This window comes from Caldovatus sediminis, from assembly GCF_014644455.1.
Classification (GTDB): Bacteria; Pseudomonadota; Alphaproteobacteria; order Acetobacterales; family Acetobacteraceae; genus Caldovatus; species Caldovatus sediminis.
This window is the reverse complement of record NZ_BMKS01000002.1, coordinates 182,432-201,791: the sequence shown is the minus strand read 5'-3', so window position 1 is coordinate 201,791 and position 19,360 is coordinate 182,432. Positions and strand designations below refer to the sequence as shown.

Genomic DNA, 19,360 nt, shown 5'->3' with positions numbered 1-19,360 from the left:
GGGCTGCACGCTGGCCGAGATAGGGCCTCGCGCGGCGGCGCGCCACGGCCCGGGGCGCGGCGGACCGCGCCCGCCGACCGCGAGGGCGGCCGACCGGCCGGCGAACGGGTGAACCGCCCGCCTCGTTGCCGGTTGAGCAAGCGCAATGCGCGCCGCGCGGCGCTGCGGCAAGCGGGGCGCTGCACGGCATCGCAGGACCCAGCCCATGGACGTGGACAAGGCCGATCGAGCGGCGGCGGCAGCGCGCGAGGCGGCGGACGCGAACCGGCCGCCGCGGTCGCCGTCCGGGCCGGAAGCGGGCGCCGGGCCTCGCGCGGCCGGCGCGGGCGACGCGCCGGCAAGGGGCGGGCCGTCCGGCGCGGCGCCGGCCGGGCCCGCCGCGGCCGCGCCGCTGCCCGGCTTCGAGACCTTCGACCGCAGCCTGCGCGCGGCGCAGGCGCGGGCGACGCAGGGGATCTCGCCGGCCGCCGTCGCCGCGCCCCTGCTGGACTGGGCGTTCCACCTGGCGAGCGCGCCGGGCAAGCGGACGGCGCTGGCGCTGCGCGCGCAGGTGCTGGCGGCCCGCTACGCCCTCTGGCTCGCCCGCTCCGCGGCGGGCGGGGAGGTCGAGCCGGTTGCCGCGCCGGAGCCGGGCGATACCCGCTTCGCCGACCCGAGCTGGGGCCTGTTCCCCTTCAGCGCCGTCGCGCAGGGCTACCTTCTCGCCGCGTCCTGGTGGCTGGAGGCGGCGCGGCGCGTGCCCGGCGTCACCCGGCGCCACGAGGAGCAGCTCGGATTCCTCATGCGCCAGGTCCTCGACGTCCTGGCGCCCAGCAACCAGCCCTGGCTCAATCCGGCGATCGTCATGCGCACGGCGCAGGAAGGCGGGATGAACCTGCTGCGCGGGCTGCAGAACTGGATCGAGGATCTCGACCGCCAGCTCGCCGGCAAGCCTCCGGTCGGGGCGGAGCGCTTCGTCGTCGGGGGGAACATCGCGGTCACGCCCGGGCGCGTGGTGCTGCGCAACGACCTGATGGAGCTGATCCAGTACGCGCCGGCGACCGCGCAGGTGCACGCCGAGCCGGTGCTGATCGTGCCGGCCTGGATCATGAAGTACTACATCCTCGACCTGAGCCCGGAGAACTCGCTGGTCCGCTGGCTGGTCGGGCGCGGGCACACGGTGTTCATGATCTCGTGGAAGAACCCCGACGCGCGCGACCGCGAGACGCGGCTCGACGACTACCGCCAGCGGGGCGTGATGGCGGCGCTCGACGCGGTGAGCGCGATCGTGCCGGGGCGGAAGATCCACGCCTGCGGCTACTGCCTGGGGGGCACGATCCTCGCCATCGCCGCGGCGACCATGGCGCGCGACCACGACGACCGGCTGGCCTCCATGAGCCTGCTCGCGGCGCAGACCGACTTCGCCGAGGCGGGCGAGCTGATGATGTTCATCGACGAGAACCAGGTCGGCTGGCTCGAGGACCTGATGTGGGACCAGGGCTATCTCGACACCCACCAGATGGCCGGCGCGTTCCAGATGCTGCGCTCGAACGACCTGGTGTGGTCGCGGATCATCCGCAACTACGTGCTCGGCGAGCGCGACGCGATGACCGACCTGACGGCCTGGAACGCCGACCAGACGCGGATGCCGGCGCGCATGCACAGCGAGTACCTGCGCGGGCTGTTCCTGGAGAACCGCCTCACCGCCGGGCGCTTCGCGGTGGAGGGGCGGGTGATCGCGCTGCGCGACATCCGCGCCCCGACCTTCGCCGTCGGCACGGTGCGCGACCACATCGCTCCCTGGCGCTCGGTCTACAAGGTGAGCCTGTTCACCGACACCGACGTCACCTTCGCCCTGGTCTCGGGCGGGCACAATGTCGGCATCGTCAACCCGCCGCCGGGCCGGCCGGGCAGCGGCTACCAGCTGATGACCCGCCGGCACGGCGAGCGCTACATGGACCCCGATACCTGGGCCACCGTCGCGCCGCGGCACGAGGGCTCCTGGTGGGCCGCCTGGGAGGACTGGCTGGTCGCGGCCGGCTCCGGCGAGCGGACCGCGCCGCCGCCGATGGGCGCGCCGGAGCACAACCTGGCGCCGCTCGAGGCGGCGCCGGGCACCTATGTTCACATGCCGTGAAGCCGGCCGCGGCCCGGCGGCGCCCTTGCGCTGCATCAAGGCGCGGGCCGCGCGGAGGGCGTCCGGTTGCGGCCGGCGCCGCGAGCAGCGGGGAGACAGGGCATGCACGAACGCAGCATGGGCGAGATCGTCCGCGACCAGCGTCCGCTGATGATGGGGCCCAACGCCACCGTCGCCCAGGCCTGCGCCGCCATGCACAAGCGCCGCGTCGGCGCGGTGCTGGTGGTGGAGGACGAGGACCGGCTGGTCGGCATCTTCACCGGCCGCGACGCCGTCCGCTGCCTCGCGGAGGGCTGCGACGCCAAGCACACCAGGCTCCGCCAGGTGATGACGCGCGACCCGGTGACGCTGCCGCCGGAGGCGCACGCGATGGACGCGCTGCGCCTGCTCTCCGACTGCGGCTTCCGCCACCTGCCGATCTGCACGGAGGACCGGCGGGTGCGCGGCATCGTCTCGCGCTACGACTTCCGCGCCAAGGAGCACGCGCGGATGGACGAGGAGACGGGCTTCTTCGAGGTCCTGCGCTGACGACCGGCGGCGGGGCGGCGGCGCGGGCCGCCGTTCCCGTCTAGCCCTCCGCCGCGCCGGGCCCTAGTCTCGCCCCGACTTCCGGGAGGAGACCGCGGCGCATGCCCGAGAGCCCCGTCGATCCGAAGCCGGCGCCCGGCGCGAGCCCGGCGGCGAGCCGCCTGCCGCTCGCCGGCCTGCGCGTCCTCGACCTCACCCTCGCCCGCGCCGGGCCGACCTGCGTGCGGCACCTCGCCGACTGGGGCGCCGACGTCATCCGGGTCGAGCCGCCGGGCGCCAACGACGCCCTCGGCGGGCCGCGCGACGGGTTCGACTTCGTCAACCTGCACCGCAACAAGCGCGCCATCGCGCTCGACCTGAAGAACCCGGCCGGGCACGCGGCCTTCCTCCGCCTCGCCCGGACGGCCGACATCCTGGTCGAGAACATGCGGGTGCAGGTCAAGCACCGGCTGAAGATCGCCGACGAGCACCTCCGGCCGCTCAATCCGCGGCTGATCTACGCCTCGATCTCGGGCTTCGGGCAGACCGGGCCGTACGCGACGCGCGGCGGCGTGGACCAGATCGCCCAGGGCATGGGCGGGCTGATGAGCATCACCGGCGAGCCCGGGCGCGGCCCGATGCGCGTCGGCATCCCGATCGACGACCTCACCGCCGGCAACCTCCTCGCCCTCGGCATCCTGCTCGCGCTCTACGAGCGGGAGCGGACCGGCCTCGGGCGCTACGTGCACACCTCGCTGCTCGAGGCGCAGGTGTTCATGCTCGACTTCCAGGCGACGCGCTGGCTGATGGACGGGCACATCGCCGGCCAGGCCGGCAACGACCATCCGGTGAACATCCCGATGGGCGTGTTCCCCACCGCCGACAAGCCGATCAACATCGCCGCCTCCTCGCCGAAGCTGTGGGAGGTGTTCTGCAGGGCGCTCGAGAGGCCGGAATGGCTCGAGGTGCCGGAGTGGAAGACCCCTCAGGGGCGCAGCAAGGACCGCGCGCGGGTGAACGCGACGGTGGCCGAGGTGACGCGGACGAAGCCCTCGGAGTACTGGATCGCCAGGCTCGAGGAGGTCGGCATCCCCTGCGGGCCGATCAACAACATCAAGGAGGTGTTCGAGGACCCGCAGGTCCGGCACCTCGGCATGGCGATGCCGATGCGCCACCGCCGGCGCGGCGACATACAGGTGGTCGCCAGCGCGATCAACATCGAGGGGCTGGAGACGGGCGTCTACCGCGACGTGCCGGAGCTCGGCGAGCACGCGGACGAGATCCTCGCCGAGGCCGGCTTCACGGCGGACGAGATCAGGGACCTGCGCGCCTCGGGCGCGCTCGGAGCGGCATGACGATGGCGGAGAGCATGGAGTACGCGAACGGCAAGATCCTCGCGCGGCGCGAGGAGGGCTTCGGGCGGATCGTCTTCAACCAGCCCGAGAAGCGCAACGCCATGTCGGTCGAGATGTGGGAGGGCATGGGCGCCGCCCTCGACGCCTTCGCCGCCGACGACGGGGTGCGCTGCGTGGTGCTGCAGGGCGCGGGCGACAAGGCCTTCGTCTCCGGCGCCGACATCAGCCAGTTCGAGCAGCGCCGGGCGGATGCCGACGCGCAGAAGGAGTACGACCGCCTGACCTCCGGCGGGCGGGCCAGGCTCGCCGCCTTCCGCAAGCCGATCATCGCCCAGATCCGCGGCTTCTGCATGGGCGGCGGCCTCGGCATCGCCATGTCGGCGGACATCCGCATCGCCTCGGAGGATTCCCAGTTCGGCATCCCGGCGGCGAAGCTCGGCATCGCCTACGGCTTCGACATGGTGCGCAACCTCGTCGCCCTGGTCGGGCCGGCGCACGCGCACATGATCCTGATGACCGGCGAGCGCTTCGACGCGCGCGAGGCGGAGCGCATGGGCCTCGTCAACAAGGTGGTGCCGGTGGACCAGCTCGAGGCCACGGTCGCCAGGCTCGCCGCGACCATGGCGGCGAACGCCCCGCTCTCGCTGGTGGCGAACAAGCTCACGGTGCGGACCGTGCTGCGCGACCCGGCGGAGCGGGACATGGAGGCGGTGCGGGCCGCCTACGCCGCCTGCTTCGACTCCGCCGACTACCGGGAGGGCCGCCGGGCCTTCATGGAGAAGCGGAAGCCCGCCTTCGCCGGACGCTGATCCTCCGCAAGGCGCTCCCCCGGCCGCGCCCTTCCGGGCGGGAAGGCGACCCGCTATCATGCCTCACTCTTCCGTGAACGTCTGCGTCGCCGGTCGGGCCGTTCGCGGCAACAAGGCTTCACCACGCCGAGGGGCGAAGGGAGGGCTCGGGCACCGAGCATGGACGGCAGCGATCTGAAGGTTCCGGCGCCCCTCGTGTCGCCGGCCGCGCTGGTGCGCGGCGCCGACGCGGAGTGCGCTCCGATCTCGCGCATCGTCGCCGAGGTCGCGACACAATGCCCGGGCGAGCGGATCAGCCTCGGCGAGATGGCGGAGGCGTTCGGCGACCGCGCCTTCGGCCTGCTCATCCTGCTGCTCCTCCTGCCGGCGCTGCTGCCCGGCCTCGCCTCGGTGTTCGGCACGCCGATCCTGATCCTCGGGATCCAGATGGGCATCGGCATGCGGGTGCCGCGGCTGCCGGGCTTCATCCGCCGCATGACCATCCGCCGCAGCGACCTCCTGATGCTCACCAACGTCTCGTCGTCGTGGCTCCGGCGGATCGAGCGCTACGTGAGGCCGCGGCCCGGGATGTTCGTCTCGCCCTTCGGGGACCGGCTGGTCGGCTGGCTCAGCGCCTATGTGGCGCTCATGCTGATCCTGCCCGGTCCCGGCACGAACGGGCCGCCCGCCTTCGGCAACATCGTCATGGCGCTCGGCCTCGTCGAGCACGACAGCCGGGTGGTCGGCATCGGCGTGGCGCTCACGGTGCTGGGCTGCGCCTTCGCCACCGCCGTGCTGGTGCTGATCGCCTGGTTCGGCTTCGAGGCGGTGCGCTGGATGCTTTGAGCGCGGGGCGGGCGCGAGCGGGATGGCGGACGCGGCAGGGGAAAAGCTGTTCCTCGAGGACCTGGCCATCGGCCGGCGCTTCGCGGCCGGGCCGGAAGCCGTGACGCTCGAGGAGGTGCTCGCCTACGCCGCGCGCTTCGACCCGCAGCCCTTCCACACCGATCCCGCGACGACGGCGCATCCGGTGCTCGGCGGGCATTCCGCGAGCGGCTGGCACACCGCCTCGCTCACCATGCGCATGGTCACGGAGGCGCTGCCGCTCGCCTGGGGCGTGGTGGGCGGCGGCGGCGAGATCGCCTGGCCGCGGCCGGTGCGCCCGGGCGACACGCTGCGGGTGGAGGCGGAGGTGCTGGAGACCGGCCGCTCGCGCTCCCGCCCCGACCGGGGCTGGGCGCGGCTGCGCGTCACCACGCTGAACCAGCGCGACGAGCCGGTGCAGGTGCTGGTGACGCGGCTGATCGTGCCGAGCCGGGTTCCCGACTCCGGAACGTCCTGCTAGCCTCGCGCGCATGCGCCGGTGGCCCGCAAGGGCTGAAACGGGAACGCGCGAAGCGGCGGTGACGGCCCGCGCGCGGTCCGCGCGGGGCTGCGCCAGGTGGCGCGCCGCGCCGATCGCCCCGGGCACGACCGCCGCGAGTCCGCGGCTGCCCCCGCAACTGTAGGCGGCGAGTCCGGCCCCACCCTGTGCCATTGCGCCGCCCCCTGCGGCGCGAGAAGGCGGGGCCCGGACGCCGGGCGAGGCGGGATCCTCCGCCTCGCCCGACAGCCGCGAGCCAGGAGACCGGCCGGCGCAGAGCCGTGCCGCGCGCGTCGGGCGGGGTGCACCGGCGCAACGGAGCGATGCGGGCCGCGCGCTGCGCCCCCGGGCGCCGCGCGCGCGGCCGCGTCGGCAGTCCGGTGCCATCGCGGCGCCGCGCCCGGAGGGCGCGGCGCGGATCGCGCCGGCGGTTCCGCCAGCGGTGACGACGCAAGCCTGCCCGGCCGCCGCGAGGGGGTCGGGCGCGTGTCGCAATGCTCGTCCGCCGGAGGCCCGATGCGCCGCCTGTTCCCGTTGGTCACCCTCTCCCTCCTCGCCGCGCCCGCCGCGGCCCGGGCGCAGGAGGCGCCCGCCGCGCCGACCCTGCCGGAGACCGTCGTCACCGGCACCCGCGCGCCGCTCGCGGCGGCGCGCATCCCCGCCGCCGTCACCGTGATCACGCGCCAGGACATCGATGAGCGCGGCTACCAGTCGCTCGCCGAGGCGCTCGCCGCGGCGCCCGGCCTGCACCTGGTGCAGGTCGGCGGGCTCGGGCAGCAGGCCAGCGCCTTCCTGCGCGGCGCCGCCTCGCGGCATGTGCGCGTGCTGCTCGACGGCGTGCCGATCGAGGATCCCTCCGACCCGAACGGCGCGTTCAATTTCGGCAACGACCTCCTCGGCGACATCGAGCGCATCGAGGTGGTGCGCGGCCCCGCCTCCGCCCTCTACGGCTCGGGCGCGATCGGCGGGGTGGTGAACCTGATCACCCGCCGCGCCCCGCCCGGGCGCGCCTTCGCCCCGTTCGGCGAGATCGCCGGCGGCACGCAGCGCACCCTGCGCGGCACGGTCGGCGCCGCGGGCGAGTCCGGCGGGCTCGACTGGATGCTCGCCGGCCAGGCGCTCTCGACGCGCGGCTTCAACGCCACGGCGCCGCGCTTCCTCTCCTCGCTCGGCGAGCGCGACGGGCTGCACGCGGCGGCCTTCACGGCGCGGCTCGGCGCGACGCCCATCGAGGGCACGCGCTTCGAGGCGCTGCTGCGCTGGCGGGAGAACGTCTTCGGGCTCGACGACGTGCCGCGCGACGACCCGAACTACAGCGGCTCGGACCGCCGCTGGATCGGCTGGATGCGCGGCGAGACGCGCCTCCTCGACGGGCGCTGGACCACCGGGCTGCGCCTCGCCGCCACCCACGACCGCAGGCGCTACGTCAACCTGCCCGACGCCGGCAGCCCCGCCAGCACCTACGACCTCTACCGCGGCGAGCGGGTCGTGCTCGACTGGGCCAACACCGTCCGCCTCGGCGGCTTCGGGCCGGTGTCGGACGCGCTGCTGGCCTTCGGCGTGGCGGAGGAGCGCGAGCGGGTGGACAGCGCCTCCGGCAGCCCTTTCTTCCGCACCACGGTCAACGCCTCGCAGCGCAGCCTGGCCGGGCATGGCGGGCTGCAATTCCGTCTCTTCGACCGGCTCGACCTCTCCGCCGGGCTGCGCCACGACGCGCCGGAGGGGTTCGACGGCGCGACGAGCTGGCAGGTCGGCGGCGTGCTCGCCCTGCCGGAGATCGCCACGCGCCTGCGCGCCTCGGCCGGGACCGCGTTCAAGGCGCCCTCGCTGTTCCAGCGCTTCGGCGTCATCGGCACCTTCTTCCGCGGCAATCCCGACCTGCGGCCGGAGCGCTCCCTCGCCTGGGAGGCGGGCGCGGAGACCGACCTGCTCGACGGCTTCGCCACCGTCTCGGCGCTCTACTTCGAGAGCCGGGTCCGCGACCTGATCAATTTCGACGCCGCCTTCCGCACGCTGGAGAACGTGGACCGCGCGCGCATCCGCGGCGCGGAGCTCGGCCTGACCCTGAGCCCGGCGCCGTGGCTCTCGGCCACGCTCGCCTGGGCCATCACCGACGCGCGCGACGCGGCGACCGGCGAGCGCCTGCCGCGCCGGCCCGAGCACGTGGTGGGCGTGACCGCGCGGATCGCGCCGCTGCCGCGCCTCGTCATCGCGCCGGAGATCCTCCTCACCGGCCGCTCGCGCGAGGCGCCCTTCGCGAGCTACGCCGACGACGGCACGCCGTTCCCGACCGCGCGCAGCAACCCGGCGGGCGTGGTGGCGAACCTGACGGCGAGCTGGCGCTGGAGCGACGCGGCGACGCTGTTCGTCGAGGGGCGGAACCTCGGCAACAGCCGCTTCGAGCCGGCCAACGGCTTCGTCGTGCCGGGGCGGAGCCTGCTCCTCGGGGTGCGGCTCGGGCTGTGACGCGCGGGAGGCCGGGCGGGCGTCAGCCCTGGCGCGCCCCGCCCGGCACCCACAGCGCCTCGCCCGCGCCGTTCCGGTTCAGCCGCCGCGCCAGCACGAACAGGTGGTCGGAGAGCCGGTTCAGGTAGCGGATCACGGCCGGGTTCACCGTCTCCTCCGCGGCGAGGCGCACCGCCCGGCGCTCCGCCCGCCGCACCACGGCGCGCGCCACATGCGCCTGCGCCGCGGCCAGGCTGCCGCCGGGCAGGACGAAGCTCGCGAGGGGCGGCAGCGCGGCGTTCATCGCCGCGATCTCCGCCTCCAGCCGTGCGGACTGGGCGTCGCTCACGCGCAGGCGGGTGCGGCCGGTCCGCGCATCCGTCGCCTCCGCGCCCGGCACGCAGAGATCGGCGCCGAGGTCGAACAGGTCGTTCTGGATGCGCGCGAGCATCGCGTCCGCCTCCGCATCCGCGCCGGCGGCGGCGATCTGCGCGCGCAGCAGGCCGAGCGCCGCGTTCGCCTCGTCCACCGCGCCGATCGCCTCGATGCGCGCCGTGTCCTTGCGCACGCGGCTGCCCTCGCCGAGCGAGGTCTCGCCGGCATCGCCGCCGCGGGTGGTGATCCGGTCGAGCCGCACCATGCGGGACCTCCTTCGCGGTTCAGCCCTGCAGACGGAAGGTGACGGGCGCGCGCACGGTGCTGCCGACCGGCCGCCCGTCGCGCAGGGCGGGGCGGAAGCGCCACTGGCGCGCCGCCGCGATGGCGGCGCGGTCGAGCGCGGGGTAGCCGGAGCTGCTCAGCAGCGTCACCTCGGCCACCTGGCCCTGCGCGTCCACGTGGAGCAGCAGGACGACCGTGCCCTGCTCGCCGCGCCGCTCGCTCTCCGGCGGATAGACGAAGCGGGGCTGGGCGAGCGGCGTGGCGCTGCGGGTGACCGCGCCCTCGGCCCGGCCGGGCCCGAGCACGAGCACGTCGGGGTCCAGCCCGGCGAAAGGGTTGGCCGAGGGCGCGGTCGCCCTCGGCGCATCGCCTGCGACCGTCTGCGCGGAGCGCGGCTCCGACGCCGGACGCGGCGGCGGTCGCGCCGGGCGCGCGGCCGCCGGCGGCGGAGGGACGGGAGCCGCGGCGGTGGGCGGCACGGGCCCGACCGGGGCTGGCGCCGGCGGCTGCGGCGCGGGCGGTGCCGGCGGGGCACCGACCGGTACGGCGGGCGCATCCGGCGGAGAAGAGGGCGGCGCGGCCGGGACGGGCGGCGCCGCGGGCGGGGGCGGCGGCTGCGGTGCGGCCGCCATCTGTGCCGGTGCAGGCGGCGGCGGCACCGGTTCGGGCGGCGGCGCGGGGGCAGGCGGCGGGCCCGCCGGCCCGCCCGGTGCCGCCACTGCCGGCGGTGCCGCCGGGGCGGCCGGCTCCGGCGGCGCATCCGCCGCCTCGGACGCGGCGCCGCCGCGCGCGCCGTAGCCGACCGCCTCGTCCGCCACCTCCGCCCAGATCAGCGCGACGCCGCGTTCCTGCTCGGGCGCCCGCGGGCCGGCGCGGTCGAGCAGGAACAGGACCCCTGCCAGCGCGCCCGCATGCAGCAGAACGGACAGCGCGGCCGGCCAGGCACGGCCCCCGGCGGGAGGACCGCGCCCGCCAGGCGACGCCGGCGCCGGAGCGCCCACGAGGGGCCGGCGCCCCTCCCCCGCCGCGGCCACCCGGGCCACCCCCGTCACAGCACCGGCACCCCCTGCGCCTTGGCCTTGCCTTCCGGCTCGACATGGATGGTGATGACGGCGTTCTCCAGCTCCAGCTCCTGCCGCAGCGCCGCCTCGATGCGGTCGCAGATGGCGTGCGCGTCCACCACCCTCATCTCGCCGGGGACCACCAGGTGGAACTCGATGAAGGTGAGCCGGCCGGCGTGGCGGGTGCGCAGGTCATGGGCCTCCAGCGCGCCTTCCGCGTTGGCGGAGACGACGGCGCGGATGCGCGTCAGCAGCGCCTCCGGCACCGACTCGTCCATCAGCCCGCCGACCGATTCGCGCACCAGCCGCCAGCCGGAAACGAGGATGTTCCCCGCGGTCAGCGCCGCGAGGAGCGGGTCGAGCCAGAGGATCCCGGTGAGGAAGACGAGGCCGACCCCGACCAGCACGCCGCCCGAGGTGACGACATCGGCCCAGAGATGCCGGGCGTCGGCGAGCAGGGCCGGGGAGCGGAGCGCCCGGCCGCGGCGCGTCAGCACGGTCGCCCAGGCGGCGTTGGCCGCCATGGCGAGGCCGGCGACGGCCAGGGCGACCGGCGAGTACACCGGCGCGCGGGCCTGCTGCCAGGCGCCCCACGCCTCCTGGAGGATGACGAGCGCCGCCGCGACGATCAGCGCGCCCTCCAGCACGGCGGAGAAGTACTCCGCCTTGGCATGGCCGTAGGGGTGGTTGGCGTCGGCCGGGCGGTGCGAGTAGCGCACGGCCGCAAGGGCCGCGAGCGCGGCGGCGACGTTCACCACGCTCTCCAGCGCGTCGGCGAAGAGCGCGACGCTGCCCGTCAGCCACCAGGCCGCGGCCTTCAGCGCCAGCACCGCCAGCGCGACGGCCACGCTGGCAACGGCGGTCCGCTCGGCGGGGCTGGTCATCTCGCCCGCTGGAATAGGCGGGGCGCGGCGTGAAGGCCAGAGAGGACAGGCACCGCCCGCGCCCGGGCGAGGCCCGGCGCGCCACGGCGGCGACCCGAGCCGGGGCGCCTCTCACCGGCCGGAGCCGGCGCCGCCTTGGCGAGCGTCGTGGCGACGGGGCGGGCTCTGGTTCGGATTGCGTCCGAACCGGACGGGGCGGACGCGATGGCAGCGCCGGGCCTGCCGATCCGGACCACGCTTCCGGCGGCGTTGCGCCGGCTGACGGGGCGGGAGGCGGGCAGGCGCCGTCGGCGCGAACGCCCGGCAAACACCGCCGGGCATTCCGCCCGACCGGACCGGATCCGCCATCGGCCGCCCGAATTCCGGCCGATGGGGAAGCCGGGAGTCCGGCATCCCGGCCACCTCCGTCGCGAGCCCCGAGCCGTCCGTGAAACCGGCGCGGCTCGAAATCCGCGGAAGCCGCGCGTCCGGACTCGGCCGCGCGCAGGCCTTCTCAGGCCTTCTTCGTCCAGCCCCCGGGCCCCTGCTGCCAGTAGGTCAGCGCGTGCCCGGCGGCCTTCGCCGCCGCCCAGCGCCGCCGCGCGGCGGCCACCGCCGCCCCGTCCGTGCCGTCGAACAGGTCCAGCACGCGGTCGTACTCGCCGAGCCGCGCGCTCTCCGCGCCGTCCACCAGGAACAGGAAGCGCGCGCCGTTCGGCGCCGGCTCGTCCTCCGTGGTCAGCCAGATCGGCTGGAGCTCGGCATGCCCCGTCGCCCGCGTCCCGTGCGGCAGCCAGTCGGGATCGGCGCTGAGCCAGAGCGCGGCGTCGAGCGCGCGCAGCCGCTCCTCCTCCCCGCACAGCACCACCGCGCGCCCGCCCGCGGCGAGCACGCGGCCAAGCAGCCTCGGCAGCGCCTGCTCGAGGGTGGTGCGGGTCAGGTGGTAGAAGCCGATCTCGGTCATCGCCGCGTGCGGCGCGGGACGGCGACGAGCCGCATCGCGCGTCCGGGCGCACCGCGCCCGGACCGGGCGCAGGCGGCGCCCGCCTGGACGGCAGCGGCCGGCGCGCGGCCGCCGGCGGCGATGGCAGGGGCTAGGCTGGCGCGCATCGGGGACCCGTGCGTCGTGGAGGCCGGGCGAGGATACCAGCGGGCCGGCCCTGGCGTCAGCCTTCCGCCTCCTCGAAGCGCATCGCCACCAGCGCGTCCAGCAGCCGCGCGCCGAAGCCGCTCGCGCCCTTGATGCCGAGCGCATCGGCCTCGCGCCGCAGCTCGACCCCGGCGATGTCGAGATGCGCCCAGGGCACGCCCTCCGCGAACTCGCGCAGGAAGGCGGCGGCGTGGCACGCATCGGGCAGGAAGCGCCCGCCCCAGACGCCGCTGCCGTGCGGCGCGCATTGCCGCAGGTCGGCGATGTCGCTCCGCAGGTCCTCGCGGTGGCGCTCGCCGATCGGCATCGGCCAGACCGGCTCCCCCACCGCCTCGCCGGCGGCGGCGAGCTGCGCGGCCAGCGCGGCGTCGGTGGCGAACAGCCCGGCGCGGTGGTGGCCGAGCGCGGTGACGATCGCGCCGGTCAGCGTCGCCACGTCCACGATCGCCCGCGGCCTCAGCCGCGTCGCCGCGTAGTGCAGCGCATCCGCGAGCACGAGCCGCCCCTCGGCGTCGGTGTCCAGCACCTCCACCGTGCGGCCGGAGAGGGTGCGCAGCACGTCGCCCGGCCGGTAGCTCGCCGCGCCCACCGCGTTCTCCGCCAGCGCCAGCACCGCCGCCGCCGGCGCCGGCGAGCCGCGCAGCGCCAGCGCCAGCATCGCGCCGGCGCAGGCCGCCGCGCCGGCCATGTCGGCGCGCATCTCCTCCATCCCCGCGGCGGGCTTGATCGAGACGCCGCCGGTGTCGAAGGTGATCCCCTTGCCGACGAAGACGACCGGCGCCGCCCCGGTCGTCCCCTTCCAGCGCAGCACCACGAGGTGCGGCGGGTTCGCCGAGCCGCCGCCCACCGCGAGCAGCGCGCCGAAGCCGAGCCGCGCCAGGCGCTTCGGGCCGAGCACCTCGACCGCGAGGCCGTGCGCGGCGAGGCCCTCCATCCGCTCCGCGAAAGCGGCGGGGGAGAGGCGGTTCGCCGGCTCCGCCACCAGGTCGCGCGCGAGCAGGCAGCCGCGCACCGCTGCGGCGGCGCGCTGCCAGAACGGTGCGACGTCGCGCGGCCGGTCCACGATCAGCTCCAGCCGCTCGAGGCCCGGCTTCACGTCCCTGGTGCGGTGGCGCTCGAAGCGCCAAGCGCGCAGGCAGGCGCCGGCGGCGAGGGCGGCCGCCGCCCCGGGCGGCAGGCCCCGGGCGTCGAGCGCGAGGACGCGCGTCCCCTCGCCCGCATGCGCGGCCGCCTCGCCGCCCGCGCGCTCCCAGTCGAGCGGGGCGGCGCCCGGGCCGGCGCCGACCAGCAGGGTGCGCGGCGCGGGGACGAGGCTCTCGACGACCTGCCCGGCCTTCCCCGTGAAGCGCGCCGCGGCGGCGGCGGCGCGCAGGGGCGCGGGCGGCGCGGCGCCCTCGGCGAGCGGCAGCGCGCGAACCGCCCCGGGATCCCGCGCCTCGCGATGCAGGCGGACCTTCAGCATGCCGCGCGCCGTGGCGCCCCTCGCCGCCGCGCCGCGCCGTCATCCGGCACGCGCGGCCGCCGCGCCGCGCCTCATCCCTCGTAGTGCTCGGCCACCAGCCGGTCGAGCAGCCGCACGCCGAACGCGGTCGCGCCCTTCGGCGTGCTGCCCTGGTCCTTGCTCGCCCAGGCGGTGCCGGCGATGTCGAGATGCGCCCAGGGCTTGCCGTTGGTGAAGCGCTGCAGGAACTGCGCCGCGGTGATCGAGCCGCCGGGCCGCCCGCCCACGTTCTTCATGTCGGCGATGTCGGACTTGAGCTGCTTGTCGTACGCCTCGCCGAGCGGCATGCGCCAGCACTTCTCGCCCACCGCCAGGCCGGCGGCGAGGAGGCGCTGCGCCAGCTCGTCGTCGTTGCTGAACAGCCCCGCGTGCTCGTGGCCGAGCGAGATGATGATCGCGCCGGTCAGCGTCGCGAGGTCCACCATGAAGCGCGGGTCGTACTTCTCCTGGCAGTACCAGAGCAGGTCGGCGAGCACGAGCCGGCCCTCGGCGTCGGTGTTGATCACCTCGATGGTCTGGCCGGAGTAGCTCTTCACCACGTCGCCCGGGCGCTGGGCCTTGCCGGAGGGCATGTTCTCGACCAGGCCGACCAGGCCGACCGCGTCCGCCTTCGCCTTGCGCCCGGCGAGCGCGGCCATCAGGCCGACGACGGTGGCCGCGCCGGCCATGTCCCACTTCATCTCCTCCATGCCCTGCGCGGGCTTGATGGAGATGCCGCCGGTGTCGAAGGTGACGCCCTTGCCGAGGAAGGCGAGCGGCCGCGTGGCTGCGGCGGCCTCGCTGTTCCTCCTGCCCTTGCCGCCACCCCCGCCGGACCGGCCCATCCAGCGCATCACCACCGTGCGCGGCTCGTTCTCCGAGCCCTGGGCGACGCCAAGCAGCGCGCCGAAGCCGAGCTTCCGCATCTCCTTCGGCCCGAGGATCTCGACCTCGACGCCGAGCGCCTCGAGCTGCCGGCAGCGCTCCGCCATCTCGGCGGGGTTGAGCACGTTCGGCGGCTCGGTGACCAGGTCGCGGGCCAGGTAGACGCCCTTCGCCACCGCCTCCTGCGCCGCCCAGGCCGAGCGGGCGGCGTCGGGCTCGCCGGTCACGACCGTCAGGCGCTGGAGCTTCGGCTTGTCCTCCTCCTTCTCCTTCGTCCGGTAGCGGTCGAAGCGGTAGGCGCGCAGCACCGCGCCCATCGCCAGCGCGACGGCGAGCGCGGGCGGCAGGTGCTCGGCCGAGACCGTCGCCTCGGCGTCGGAGGAGACGGCCGGCAGCAGCGTCGCGCCGGCGGCCTCCGCCGCCTCCGGCGACAGCTCCGCCGCCTTGCCGAGGCCGACGGCGACGACCTTGGTGAGCCCGGCGCCGGGCGCCCAGACCGTGGCCGACTGGCCCTTGCGGCCCTTGAACCCGGCGGCCTGCAGCGCGCGCCCGATGGCGCCGCCGGTCGCCTCGTCGGCGCGCTGGCCCAGTCCCTGCGGCGGGGCCGCCGCGGCGGCGCTCTCCACCTCCGCCGCGAGAAGGACGAGCGCCCCCGCGCGCGGCAGGGCGTCGGGCTTGACGAAGGCGATCTCGAGCATGCGGGCTCCGTGCGGCGGACCGGATGGGGACGCGCCGCACTGTATCAGGCCGCGCGCGGGCGGCTAGCGGCGGCCCGCCGGCCCCGCGCCAGCCGCGCGATCGCGCGATCGCGCGCGCCACCCCGGCGCCCGGCCTTGCCGCGCGGCGCAGTCCCGGCCAAGAGCGTCGCGCCATGACCGCGCCCGCCGACGCCGACGCCGCCCTGCTCGAACTCGCCGCCGATCTCGCCCGGCGCGCGGCGGCCGCGATCATGGCCGTGCGCGCCGCCGGCTTCGCCGTCGCGCGCAAGGCCGACCGCAGCCCCGTCACCGAGGCCGACCGCATCGCCGAGGCCCTGATCGTCGAGGGCCTGCGCGCCGCCACGCCGGACATCCCCGTGGTCGCGGAGGAGGAGGTCGAGGCCGGCACCGCGCCCACCCCCGATGCGGCGGCGCGCCTCTGGCTCGTGGACCCGCTCGACGGCACGCGCGAATTCGCCGCCGGGCGCGAGGCCTTCACCGTCAACATCGGCCTCGTCGCGGCGCGCCGCGCCGTGCTCGGCGCGGTGGCGGTGCCGGCGACGGGCGAGCTGTTCGGCGGCATCGTCGGCCGCGGCGCCTGGAAGGAGGAGGCGGGCGGCCCGCGCCGCCCGATCGCGGTGCGCTCCCCGCCGCCCGAGGGCCTGACCGTGATGGCGAGCCGGCACTACGCCGACGACCCGCGCCTTCCCGCCTTCCTCGCCGGCCGGCGGGTGGCGCGCGTGGTGCACATCGGCTCGGCGGTGAAGTTCTGCCGCATCGCCGAGGGCGCGGCCGACCTCTATCCGCGCTTCGGCCCGACCAGCGAATGGGACACCGCGGCGCCGCAGGCGGTGCTGGAGGCGGCGGGCGGCACGGTGCGGCGGCTGGAGGCCGCGGGCGGCCCCCTGCTCTACGGCAAGCCCGGCTGGGAGAATCCGGCCTTCGTCTGCACCGGCGCCGATCCGGCGGCGGCGCGATGACCGAGCGGCTCGGCCCCGAGGAGATCGCGCGCGCCGCCGCGCTGCTCCGCGCGGGCGCGCTGGTCGCCTTCCCCACCGAGACGGTCTATGGCCTCGGCGCCGACGCCTGCAACGGCCGGGCGGTGGCGGCGGTGTTCGAGGCCAAGGGGCGCCCGCGCTTCAACCCGCTGATCTGCCATTACGCGAGCGCCGACGCCGCCTTCGCCGACGTCCGGCCCGACGCCCGCGCGCGCGCGCTGGCGGCGGCGTTCTGGCCGGGGCCGCTCAGCCTGGTCCTGCCGCGCCGCGCGGGATGCCGCGTGGACCTGCTCGCCAGCGCCGGGCTCGACACGCTCGCGGTGCGCGTGCCGGCACATCCGCTGGCGCTCGACCTGCTGCGGCGCGTGGACCGGCCGGTGGCGGCGCCCTCGGCCAACCGCTCCGGCCGGGTGAGCCCGACCACGGCGCAGGACGTGCTCGAGGAACTCGGCGGGCGGATCGCGGCGGTGCTGGACGGCGGGCCATGCCCTGTCGGGCTGGAATCGACGGTGCTCGACCTGAGCGGGCGCGGCGTCGTCCTGCTCCGCCCGGGCGGCGTCCCGCCGGAGGCGATCGAGGCGGTGATCGGGCCGGTCGGGCGCGACCGGCCGAGCGGGAGCGCGGCGGAGGCCGCGACGCCGCGCTCGCCCGGGCTGCTGGCCTCGCACTACGCCCCCTCGCTGCCGCTGCGGCTGAACGCGACCTCCGTGGCGCCGGACGAGGCGCTGCTCGCGTTCGGCCGGCCGCTGCCCGGGGCCGGCCTGGTGTGGTCGCTGAGCGAGTCGGGCGACCTGCGCGAGGCGGCGGCGCGGCTGTTCGCCGGGCTGCGCTGGCTGGACACGGAGGGCGCGCGGCGCGGGCTCCGGCGCATCGCCGCGATGCCGGTGCCCGCGCACGGGCTGGGCCTCGCCATCAACGACCGCCTGGCGCGGGCCGCAGCGCCACGGCCGGACGCGGCGCGACCCTGACGGGAGGCGCCGCAGTCGCGCCCGTCGCCGGGGACGGGCGCGTCGGCGCATCGTGTTCTCCTCCGGTCGGAACGCGGCCGTCGCTCCGTGCCGATGGCCCTCTCGGGAGGGGGGCCAGACGGGTGACGCATGCCCCCTGGCCGACCCTGCCGCGCCCCTGCTTGTCACTCGGCGCGGGCGGCACCGCCGGCCGGGGCTTCAGCAGCCCGGCCGGACCAGCCCCCCGCCGCCGCATGCGCAGCCGGCACCCCCGCCGGCGGCGGCATCGCCTTCGCGCGCAGCCGGTGCCCGAGCAGCGCGATCGCCACGAGCGGCAGGGCGAGGCCGACCAGCGTCGCCGCGATCACCAGCTCCGGCAGCGCCGCGTAGTCGCCGCGCCCCACCACGAACACCGCGTTCAGCCCGCGCGAGAGGATCGCCCCCGCCTGCAGCGCGAGGTTCATCAGCGAGGCCATCAGCGCGAACCAGGTCGCGCGGCGTCCCGGCGGCGCGTGCATCGCGATCAGCGTCAGCATCGGGATCATGCCGAGCTGCGCGAGCGGGGCGGAGAGCGCGGTGTCCACCAGGCCGAGGGTCCGCGCGCCGAAGCCGAACATCCGCTCCGTCCAGTGGTGCAGCCCGAACAGCATGCCGATGGTCGGCAGCGCGAACAGCGCGCCGAGCACGGCGAGCCCGGCGAGCACCGCGGCGAGCGGCCAGCGCACGATCCGCCCGCCGAGCAGCAGCGCGCCGAGGATCGAAAGCCCGGTGCCGATCTGCGCCAGGGTGCCGAAGAAGCCCTCGTCGAAGCCGAGGACGTCGATCTGCCACCACTGCAGCGCCGGCCCCGCCGGCGGCGCGGCGCGATAGGCGAAGATCACCACCGCCGCGGCGGCCATGGCGCGCTTCGTCTCCGGCGGCACCTCGGCCACCGTCACCCGCAGCAGCCAGACCAGCACGCCGAGGGTGAGGAGGAAGGCGATCTCCTGCGCGAAGGGCGGCGCCCCGAGCCCGAGGCCGAGCATCGCCGCCCCGAAGGCCAGCCCGCCGAACAGGATGCGCGGGTCGGGCGGCTCGAGCGGCTCCATGCCGGGCCCGGCGGCGGGCGGCTCGCGCAGCATCGCGGCGGCGATCAGCGAGGGCAGCGGCAGGGCGGCGGCGATCAGGAACACGGCCGCCGCCGGCAGCACCTGCGCCACCCAGCCGCCGGCGCCGGCCACCGCGAAGGCGCCACCCATCATCGCGACGCGCCCGAGCACCTGCACGTCGCCGAGCTCGGCCTTCACCACCTCCGGGTCGCGCGGCGTGCCGTCCGGCGCGACCCGGTCCACCACCTCCGTCGTCAGCGCGTCCGCCACGTTGTCCTGCACGACGAGGCCGACGACCGCGACGAGCGAGGCCGCGACATAGACGGTCTCGGCCGGCACCCCGGCCGTGACGCCCGCCGCCGCCGCGGCGAGGCCGAGCAGGGCGGCGATCTGCAGCAGCGCGCCGACCAGCACATAGGCGCGCCGGCGCGAGCCGAGGATCGGCACGGTGTCCACGAGGTGCCCGAACACCATCTTCAGCGTCCAGGGCACGGTGAGCCAGGCGGAGAGGGCGAGCAGGTCCGCCGGGGAGAGGTCGAGGCTGCGTCGCACCCAGAAGGTCTCGGCGATCGTCGCGAAGCCGCTCATGCCCGCGACGAGGTAGATCAGCAGCGGCGGCGCGGTGCGCCGGCTCAGCATCGCGAGCGGCGCGAGCGGCCCGCGGCGCGGCGCCGCCTCCGGCGCCTCCTCCGGATTGGTCCTGCGGTCCACCCGTTTCCCCCCCCGGCACAGCCATTCCTCGCCGCGCGCGCCGGATCGCGTCGCCGTCACCCCGAATGCCGCTGTCGTTGTCGGCCGCGTGGCGGCGCCCGCATGGCGGAGGACGCCCGGCACCGACTGCCGATGCCATCGCCGGCGACGGGCCCCAAGCTGTAGCGCACGGCCCGGCGCAGGGCCACGCCGAGGGCCCGGACCTGCCGGGCACGGCTTTCCGCGGCCATCGCCGGCGCTTTCCG

General features: G+C 76.5%; 16 protein-coding genes. 9 read left to right on the top strand and 7 right to left on the bottom strand.

All coding sequences use genetic code 11. From position 1 onward, the window contains the following. Positions 1-205: 205 nt before the first annotated feature. The 7 genes from IEX99_RS03730 to IEX99_RS03700 all read left to right on the top strand — a co-directional run bounded on the left by IEX99_RS03730 (position 206) and on the right by IEX99_RS03700 (position 8,595). A complete protein-coding gene (locus IEX99_RS03730; protein WP_188898619.1) occupies positions 206-2,116 on the top strand; it encodes a PHA/PHB synthase family protein in 1,911 nt (636 codons plus the stop codon). 102 nt (positions 2,117-2,218) lie between these two features. Further along, on the top strand, positions 2,219-2,644 hold the full coding sequence (locus tag IEX99_RS03725) for a CBS domain-containing protein (RefSeq protein WP_188898617.1): 426 nt from the start codon (positions 2,219-2,221) through the stop codon (positions 2,642-2,644). A 101-nt stretch (positions 2,645-2,745) separates the two neighbouring features. Then, positions 2,746-3,978, top strand: a complete 1,233-nt coding sequence (locus IEX99_RS03720) for a CaiB/BaiF CoA transferase family protein (protein ID WP_188898615.1) — start codon at positions 2,746-2,748, stop codon at positions 3,976-3,978. Positions 3,979-3,980: 2 nt separating this feature from the next. Then, positions 3,981-4,787 (top strand): enoyl-CoA hydratase, encoded by an 807-nt coding sequence (locus IEX99_RS03715; protein ID WP_229677788.1) that lies wholly within the window; start codon positions 3,981-3,983, stop codon positions 4,785-4,787. Positions 4,788-4,946: 159 nt separating this feature from the next. Continuing rightward, on the top strand, positions 4,947-5,612 hold the full coding sequence (locus tag IEX99_RS03710; RefSeq protein WP_188898611.1) for an exopolysaccharide biosynthesis protein: 666 nt from the start codon (positions 4,947-4,949) through the stop codon (positions 5,610-5,612). A 22-nt stretch (positions 5,613-5,634) separates the two neighbouring features. Next, positions 5,635-6,111 (top strand): MaoC family dehydratase, encoded by a 477-nt coding sequence (locus IEX99_RS03705; protein ID WP_188898609.1) that lies wholly within the window; start codon positions 5,635-5,637, stop codon positions 6,109-6,111. 534 nt (positions 6,112-6,645) lie between these two features. Next, complete coding sequence (locus IEX99_RS03700) at positions 6,646-8,595, top strand: TonB-dependent receptor plug domain-containing protein (RefSeq protein ID WP_188898608.1); 1,950 nt, start codon at positions 6,646-6,648, stop codon at positions 8,593-8,595. A 22-nt stretch (positions 8,596-8,617) separates the two neighbouring features. Here the strand turns inward: IEX99_RS03700 and IEX99_RS03695 are convergent, their stop codons facing one another. The 6 genes from IEX99_RS03695 to IEX99_RS03670 form a co-directional block, all read right to left on the bottom strand. After that, on the bottom strand, positions 8,618-9,214 hold the full coding sequence (locus tag IEX99_RS03695) for a cob(I)yrinic acid a,c-diamide adenosyltransferase (RefSeq protein WP_188898605.1): 597 nt from the start codon (positions 9,212-9,214) through the stop codon (positions 8,618-8,620). Positions 9,215-9,233: 19 nt separating this feature from the next. Then, a complete protein-coding gene (locus IEX99_RS03690) occupies positions 9,234-9,545 on the bottom strand; it encodes an energy transducer TonB (RefSeq protein WP_188898603.1) in 312 nt (103 codons plus the stop codon). Positions 9,546-10,282: 737 nt separating this feature from the next. Beyond that, positions 10,283-11,179: a cation diffusion facilitator family transporter gene (locus tag IEX99_RS03685; RefSeq protein WP_188898601.1), complete on the bottom strand. Its 897-nt coding sequence runs from the start codon at positions 11,177-11,179 to the stop codon at positions 10,283-10,285. Between the two features lie 493 nt (positions 11,180-11,672). After that, complete coding sequence (locus IEX99_RS03680) at positions 11,673-12,122, bottom strand: DNA polymerase III subunit chi (protein WP_188898599.1); 450 nt, start codon at positions 12,120-12,122, stop codon at positions 11,673-11,675. Positions 12,123-12,324: 202 nt separating this feature from the next. After that, complete coding sequence (locus tag IEX99_RS03675) at positions 12,325-13,770, bottom strand: leucyl aminopeptidase (RefSeq protein ID WP_188898597.1); 1,446 nt, start codon at positions 13,768-13,770, stop codon at positions 12,325-12,327. 71 nt (positions 13,771-13,841) lie between these two features. Continuing rightward, complete coding sequence (locus IEX99_RS03670) at positions 13,842-15,371, bottom strand: leucyl aminopeptidase (RefSeq protein WP_188898595.1); 1,530 nt, start codon at positions 15,369-15,371, stop codon at positions 13,842-13,844. Between the two features lie 173 nt (positions 15,372-15,544). Between IEX99_RS03670 and cysQ the strand changes: the two genes are divergently transcribed. Together cysQ and IEX99_RS03660 are read left to right on the top strand one after the other, a co-directional pair. Beyond that, positions 15,545-16,351, top strand: a complete 807-nt coding sequence (gene cysQ / locus IEX99_RS03665; protein WP_188898593.1) for a 3'(2'),5'-bisphosphate nucleotidase CysQ — start codon at positions 15,545-15,547, stop codon at positions 16,349-16,351. After that, on the top strand, positions 16,348-17,337 hold the full coding sequence (locus IEX99_RS03660; protein WP_188898591.1) for an L-threonylcarbamoyladenylate synthase: 990 nt from the start codon (positions 16,348-16,350) through the stop codon (positions 17,335-17,337). Before cysQ ends, IEX99_RS03660 begins: the two co-directional genes overlap by 4 nt. 164 nt (positions 17,338-17,501) lie before the next feature. Here the strand turns inward: IEX99_RS03660 and IEX99_RS03655 are convergent, their stop codons facing one another. Then, positions 17,502-19,115, bottom strand: a complete 1,614-nt coding sequence (locus IEX99_RS03655; RefSeq protein ID WP_188898589.1) for an MFS transporter — start codon at positions 19,113-19,115, stop codon at positions 17,502-17,504. Positions 19,116-19,360: the final 245 nt, after the last annotated feature.